This window comes from Capnocytophaga gingivalis ATCC 33624 (assembly GCF_000174755.1).
Taxonomy (GTDB): Bacteria; Bacteroidota; Bacteroidia; order Flavobacteriales; family Flavobacteriaceae; genus Capnocytophaga; species Capnocytophaga gingivalis.
In genome coordinates this window covers 21515-28465 of sequence record NZ_ACLQ01000028.1, presented here as the reverse complement: position 1 = coordinate 28465, position 6951 = coordinate 21515, and the positions used below count along the sequence as shown (strand labels likewise).

The following is a 6951-nucleotide window of genomic DNA, read 5'->3' as shown; positions in this document are numbered from 1 at the left end:
TCTGTAAGGGCGAATAATAATTGCCCTTACATAATTAGGTGATTCGTATCTACAACAATAACTAAAATGTTTGATAACTTAAGTAACAAATTAGAGAAAGCGCTACATGTCCTCAAAGGGCATGGTCAGATTACTGAAATCAATGTCGCTGAGACTCTCAAGGAGGTACGCCGTGCCCTCTTGGATGCCGACGTGAACTATGCTATAGCTAAGGAATTCACAGCCAAGGTGAAAGCCAAAGCCTTGGGGTCTAACGTACTCACTACCCTACAGCCTGGACAGTTGATGGTCAAAATAGTTCATGATGAACTTACCGAACTGATGGGGGGCGACGCTACAGGGGTAAACCTCAGTGGAAATCCCTCAGTGATTCTTATGTCGGGCTTACAGGGGTCTGGTAAGACAACTTTCTCTGGAAAGTTAGCCAATTTTCTCAAAAATAAAAAAAATAAAAAACCTCTGTTGGTAGCCTGTGACGTATATCGTCCAGCAGCGATTGACCAGCTGCATATTGTAGGGCAACAAATCGGTGTCGAGGTTTTCTCAGAAAAGGAGAACCGTAACCCAGTGGATATTGCTCAAAAAGGATTGGCTTATGCCAAAAGTAACGGCTACAATGTGGTAATCATAGATACTGCAGGGCGCTTGGCTGTGGATGAGCAAATGATGAAGGAGATTGCGGACATACACCATGCTGTAACTCCTCAGGAAACACTCTTCGTGGTTGACGCCATGACCGGACAGGATGCTGTGAATACAGCTAAAGCCTTCAATGATGTCTTGAACTTCGATGGGGTAGTGCTTACCAAGCTTGATGGAGATACTCGTGGAGGGGCCGCCATCTCTATCAAATCAGTAGTGAACAAGCCTATCAAGTTCGTCGGTACTGGGGAGAAAATGGATGCTATTGACATCTTCTATCCCTCACGTATGGCGGATCGTATCTTAGGAATGGGTGACGTGGTTTCCTTGGTAGAGCGAGCTCAAGAACAGTTCGACGAGGAGCAAGCACGAAAACTACAGAAGAAAATCGCTAAGAACCAATTTGGTTTTGACGACTTCCTTTCCCAGATACAGCAGATTAAGAAAATGGGGAGCATGAAAGACCTCTTAGGAATGATTCCAGGAGTAGGTAAGGCTGTCAAGGATTTGGATATCAGTGATGATGCTTTTAAGTATATCGAGGCGATTATCTATTCGATGACTCCAGAGGAGCGTAGTAACCCTGCTATTATCAATACTTCTCGCAAAAATCGTATTGCTAAGGGAAGTGGACGTAATATAAGTGAGGTAAACCAGCTTCTCAAACAGTTTGACCAAATGAGTAAAATGATGAAAATGATGCAAGGAGGAGGAGCCAAACAAATGATGCGTATGATGCAATCCATGCCAAGAATGTAAAATTCAAAAATTGAAACATAAAATTCAAAACGTAATAAAAAATGCAACAAGAATTAATAGATAGTTACTATCATTTTGTAAGAGAGGTAGTAGCCAAAGGTGTTGTCTATTGTCTTAAGGATGAGAAAGAATATGTTGCTTCTTGCATATCCTCTCAGTTTACCACAGAGGATGATGAAGAAGTAGGAGTACTTGCTTTCTGGTCAGACAAAGAAGGTGCCGAAAACTGCAAACAAGAAGAATGGGAGGGGTATCACCTTAGTGAGATTCCTTTAGCTGAATTTATGGAAAACTGGTGTTTAGGTATGGCTCAGGAAGATATAGTAGCTGGTATAGACTTTGACAGTACTCTGTTTGGTTATGAAGAAGCACCTTTGCGTCTTTTGAGCTCCCTTATCGAAGAAGTCGAAGCTAATGACGTGAAACTTACCTTTAACAGTTTCTCCTCCCTTGGAGATATTAAAGAGTATATCAAAGAGTTAGAAGAAGAATAGAAAAGTACTTTATTCATAAAGATTTAAGTTTTTCATAATTATTTGATTTTTCCGATAGGTGTTCCTGATGCCTATCGGATTTTTTGTAGAGTGAATGCTCTTGGAAACAAAAGGACATTTAGCCTACTTATTAAGAATGTTAATTCTTACTTTTTTTCTTGTTTATTTAAAAAAAAGTAGTAACTTGCGCATTATTAATCGTAATAGTACTGTTATATGAAAAATTTTTTCACCTTAGTCAGTATATTGTTTTGCTTCGCTCTACAAGCACAAGAAGCTCAGAAAGCCTCTGCTCAACGATTTATAGAGGCTGTAATCAATACCTCCGAGGAAGATTATCCTGTACTATATCCAATGCTCAAGATTTCCAAGATCATACCTCCCGAAGAAGGAGGTATGGCTAAGCTCAGCCAGGTATTCTCTGTTCTAAAGAATCAGTTGCAAAATCATGATTTTGTAATCTATTCTTCCGAAGAGGCCTTGGATCTCATCAGTCGAGAGACTGGGAATTATAGGGCTTCAGATATACTCACTTCTGAAAAAGGAGTAGTGTTCTATGTGTATTTGCCCCGATACAAGCGTTTTTTAGTGCGTTTTCCTATTGTCGTAAATGATAAAAACGAGATTATAGCTATCAATATAGACTACTGTAAGGACAATACCATCTGTTTACAGTACTTGTAATCTACCGTTTTCTTAAAACAAATTATGTTAAAACAACAGTTACAACTCAAGCTTACCCAAAAACTATCCCCACAACAGATACAGCTCATGAAGCTCGTACAGCTCCCTACTGTAGCTTTTGAACAACGAGTGAAAGAGGAGTTAGATGAGAATCCTGCCTTGGAGCCTTCTGACAACGAGAATTGGGACGAAGAAGAAGATTATGAAGATCCTTTTGACACAGGTCAAGAGGCTTATGAGGATAGTCAGATCATACAGGCAGATGCTATCAATGTAGATGAGTATCTCAGTGATGATGAGATACCTGATTATCGTCTCTACTCCAATAGTTATAACAATTCTGATGAGGAATACGGGCAGCCCTATCGTGAGGAACTCTCTTTCCATCAGTACCTCTTAGATCAGCTCAGTACTTTCCGTCTGGATGATCGGCAGCATGATATAGCCGAATTCCTTATTGGGAGTATCAATGACAACGGATATATACGCCGTTCTATGCGTGATATAGCTGATGACTTGGCTTTTACCCAAAACTTATATACTACAGAAGAGGAGGTTGAACGTGTACTCAAGACAGTCATTTTCCAAATGGAACCCGCAGGTATTGGCGCCCGTAACCTGCAGGAATGTCTCATTATTCAGCTCAAGCACAAGCCTCAAACAGCTATTACTGAATTGGCAATTCGTATTCTTGAAGAAAATTTTGATCTCTTCAGTAAGAAGCATTATGATAAGCTCACTCAGCGATATGATATCTCTGAAGAATACCTCAAAGAGGTTATTCAAGAGATAGAGAAGCTCAATCCCAAGCCGGGGAGTTCTTATTCTGAAGGAGGAAAATATTCTGAACAGATAGTACCTGACTTTACTATTACGGTCAATGATGGTCAATTGGAACTATCCCTGAATGGCCGTAATACTCCGCAGTTGCATATCTCTCAGGAATATACTGAGATGTTCAAAACTTATCGGGATTCAGCAGAGAAGGACAAACAAAAACAGAAAGAAGCGGTTGAGTTTATCAAACAAAAACTCGATGCAGCTAAGTGGTTTATTGATGCTATCAAGCAACGACAGAATACCCTATTGGTCACTATGAATGCCATCATGCTCCACCAGAAGGAATATTTCCTAACTGGTGATGAGACTAAGATAAAGCCTCTTATTCTCAAAGATATAGCTGAGAGTATAGGTATGGATATATCTACCGTATCACGTGTGGCTAATAGCAAATTTGTCAGTACACCCTATGGTACCAAGCCTGTCAAAGCTTTCTTCTCAGAAGCCATTAAGAATGACGAAGGTGAGGATATCTCTACCCATGAAGTCAAGAAGATTCTCCAAACTATTATCGAAGGAGAGGATAAGCGCAAGCCCTACACCGATGATAAGCTCATGGAGCTACTCAAGCAGGAGGGCTACCCCATCGCACGCCGCACTATTGCCAAGTACCGAGAACAATTGGATATACCAGTGGCGCGTCTTAGAAAAGAACTATAAGAATGAAACACTTAACCTACGTAAACAAATATTTTTATAAATACCGTAAGCAGCTTATCTGGGGGGTACTCATTACCATTATTGCGCGACTTTTTTCTTTGGTCATGCCCAAAAGTGTGCAATATGCCATCAAAGCAGTAGAGGATTATCTTGCTTCGCCTACTTCTCAAAAAAGTATAGGGAGTGATCTCCTATTGTATTGTTTGGTTATCATAGGAGCTACCCTACTTTCAGGTTTTTTTACCTTTTGGATGAGACAGCTTATTATCAATGTATCTCGTTATATAGAGTATGACATGAAGAATGAGGTATATCAGAAATATCAAGTACTCTCTCAGCAGTTCTATAAGCAACATCGCACTGGTGATCTGATGAACCGCATCAGTGAAGATGTGGGAAAGGTACGTATGTATACTGGCCCGGCACTGATGTATAGTGTACAGACAATTACTCTCTTTTTATGTAGTATTCCGCTGATGTTCTATACCTCCCCTACTTTGGCTTCTTATGCATTGTTACCTTTGCCTATATTAGCAGTATTGGTATACTTTATTAGCCGAAAAATCAATGTAAAAACCCTTGAGGTACAGCGCTTTCTATCGGATATTTCTTCTTTCTCTCAGGAGACTTTTTCTGGGATTCAGACGATCAAAGCTTTTGCTTTGGAAACTCCTACCCAAGAACGTATGAAAGCACTCAGTAGGGAGGGACGTAAGAAGAATTTGCAACTATTGAGGATACAAGCTTGGTTTTTTCCTATTATGATTTTCCTTATTGGTATTAGTGTCATCTTTGTTATTTTCATAGGAGGACGCTTGTATATCAAAGGAGAGATAGATTCTATAGGGGTTATTACCGAGTTTACCATTTATGTAATGATGCTTACTTGGCCAGTGGCTACGGTAGGTTGGGTAAGTAATATTGTCCAACAAGCGGAAGCCTCACAAGGACGTATCAACGAGTTTCTACAGGAGAAGCCTCATATAGAAAATACTTGCCTCTCTTCTACTCCTATTTTTGGAGATATACGTTTTGATCATGTCACTTTCACTTATCCCGATACCCAAGTGACAGCACTTAAGGATATTTCTTTTCATATTCCTAAGGGGAAAAGTATCGCTATTATAGGGCGTACAGGCTCTGGAAAATCAACTATATTAGAGCTAATTACTCGTATGTATGATGTAGAACAGGGACAGATTCTTATAGATGAAAGAAATATTAAAGAGCTGAATCTTAATGATTTGAGAAAGTCCATCTCTGTCGTTCCTCAGGATTGTTTCCTTTTCTCGGATACGATAGCACACAATATTAAGTTTGGCAAACCTCAGGCAAGTGAAGCCGAAGTTATTCAAGTGGCCAAGCTGGCACAAGTACATGACAATATCATGGATTTTAAGGATAATTACCAAACAGTACTGGGAGAGAGAGGTATTACCCTTAGTGGTGGTCAGCGCCAACGAGTATCCATAGCCAGAGCTTTGCTCAAGGAAGCTCAGATATACCTCTTTGATGACTGTCTCTCAGCGGTAGATACTGATACGGAGGAAAAGATTCTTCAGAATCTCTCACAAGTAGCCCAGCAAACCACTCGTATTATTGTTAGCCACCGTGTATCGGTAGCTCGAAATGCTGATTATATCCTATTTTTAGACCAAGGACAACTCATAGGTGAAGGTACCCATGCCAAGCTATACCAAGAGAATGAACAATATCGAAATTACTATGATACCCAAGTAGTTGAGTAAAGGAAAGTGAAGAATGAAAAAGTGTCTTCCTCACATATTCACTCCTTAACTCCTAACACCTAAATTAAAGTTCAATGAGAAAATACATTATTCTTTTAGTGGCTTTTTTAAGCCTTACGGCTTGCTCTGATGGCAAGCTTACTCCCTCTCAAGCTAAGGACTTGGTAGAGGAATCTCTTGAGGGCAAACCTCTGTATGAAACGGCTTACATCACTCTGGGAGAGGTGAAGCTGCGTACCCAAAAAGATGGGGAGAAAATTAAACAAATCAAACGTTTGGAGAACGAGGACTATCTTTCTCTGGAAGAAATAAAGATGAAAAAGAAATGGCTCTCCAATGATAGCGTGTGGGTAGTCAATATCAAGTGTACAGATAAGGCGCTCCCTTACATCATAGAACTGAAAGAAACACGTGCCAAGGTGAAAACCCTTGAGTACACCCTTTCCGACGAGGTGACTGTAGAACAAAAAGGAGAGAAAACAGCTACCATTACGGCTACATTATTGAAAAAAGAAACTCCTTTTAGCTTTCTTAACAAAAAAGCAGGTGGACAGGATTTTATTCAGAAGAAGTATAAAGCCAAATATCGGGAAAAAGAGGGATGGACACTCTCTAAGTAACCCTTTATTCCTAGTAATTTTATAAATCTTTTTCCTTAGAAAATGAAAAAAAGCACCTCTATATTGCTCTTTCAAGGGCTTATTTCGGTAGTCTCTGGTATTCTTATTACCCAAATGTCATTGTTGGGACGTATTGGTATTCATACTATGTACCGACAGTTCTTAGTATTCCGTTCTTGGTGGAAGACTGCCTTATTGCTTTTTGCTGTACAGTGTCTACTTTTAGCACTATTCTATGGAGTACGCAAGGCAATGAGTCTTTCCTCTGCTAAAAAAGTGGCTTGGATATTGCTCCTTGTCGGAATTTTAGGGGCGGGGGCTACCTATTGGGATTTCTCCCACACTATGCACAAAGTGATGAAAGCTAAGTTTCACTTTGGTTTCTATCTCTTCTGGTTGGGATGGGCTGTAAGTTGTCTGTACTTTATCTCTGTTAAAGACGAAGAGATAAAAGTAACGAACGAAGAGATAGAGAAAATTAAGGAAGTGAAAAATGAAGAGTAA

General features: G+C 39.9%; 7 protein-coding genes. All 7 read left to right on the top strand.

The genetic code is table 11. The annotated features are described in order from the left end of the window. Nucleotides 1-66: 66 nt before the first annotated feature. The 7 genes from ffh (at nucleotide 67) to CAPGI0001_RS10500 (ending at nucleotide 6951) form a co-directional block, all read left to right on the top strand. Nucleotides 67-1401 carry a signal recognition particle protein gene (gene ffh / locus CAPGI0001_RS10530; RefSeq protein WP_002669733.1) on the top strand — a complete coding sequence of 445 codons (1335 nt, stop codon included), beginning with the start codon at nucleotides 67-69 and terminating at the stop codon, nucleotides 1399-1401. A 41-nt stretch (nucleotides 1402-1442) separates the two neighbouring features. After that, nucleotides 1443-1895 (top strand): DUF2750 domain-containing protein, encoded by a 453-nt coding sequence (locus CAPGI0001_RS10525; RefSeq protein WP_002669717.1) that lies wholly within the window; start codon nucleotides 1443-1445, stop codon nucleotides 1893-1895. A 216-nt stretch (nucleotides 1896-2111) separates the two neighbouring features. After that, nucleotides 2112-2579 carry a hypothetical protein gene (locus CAPGI0001_RS10520; RefSeq protein ID WP_002669750.1) on the top strand — a complete coding sequence of 156 codons (468 nt, stop codon included), beginning with the start codon at nucleotides 2112-2114 and terminating at the stop codon, nucleotides 2577-2579. A 24-nt stretch (nucleotides 2580-2603) separates the two neighbouring features. Continuing rightward, nucleotides 2604-4079: an RNA polymerase factor sigma-54 gene (rpoN, locus tag CAPGI0001_RS10515; RefSeq protein ID WP_002669704.1), complete on the top strand. Its 1476-nt coding sequence runs from the start codon at nucleotides 2604-2606 to the stop codon at nucleotides 4077-4079. 2 nt (nucleotides 4080-4081) lie between these two features. Beyond that, nucleotides 4082-5827 (top strand): ABC transporter ATP-binding protein, encoded by a 1746-nt coding sequence (locus CAPGI0001_RS10510; protein ID WP_002669713.1) that lies wholly within the window; start codon nucleotides 4082-4084, stop codon nucleotides 5825-5827. A gap of 74 nt (nucleotides 5828-5901) precedes the next feature. Then, nucleotides 5902-6447, top strand: a complete 546-nt coding sequence (locus CAPGI0001_RS10505; protein ID WP_002669718.1) for a hypothetical protein — start codon at nucleotides 5902-5904, stop codon at nucleotides 6445-6447. A gap of 42 nt (nucleotides 6448-6489) precedes the next feature. After that, nucleotides 6490-6951 carry a hypothetical protein gene (locus CAPGI0001_RS10500; protein ID WP_002669744.1) on the top strand — a complete coding sequence of 154 codons (462 nt, stop codon included), beginning with the start codon at nucleotides 6490-6492 and terminating at the stop codon, nucleotides 6949-6951.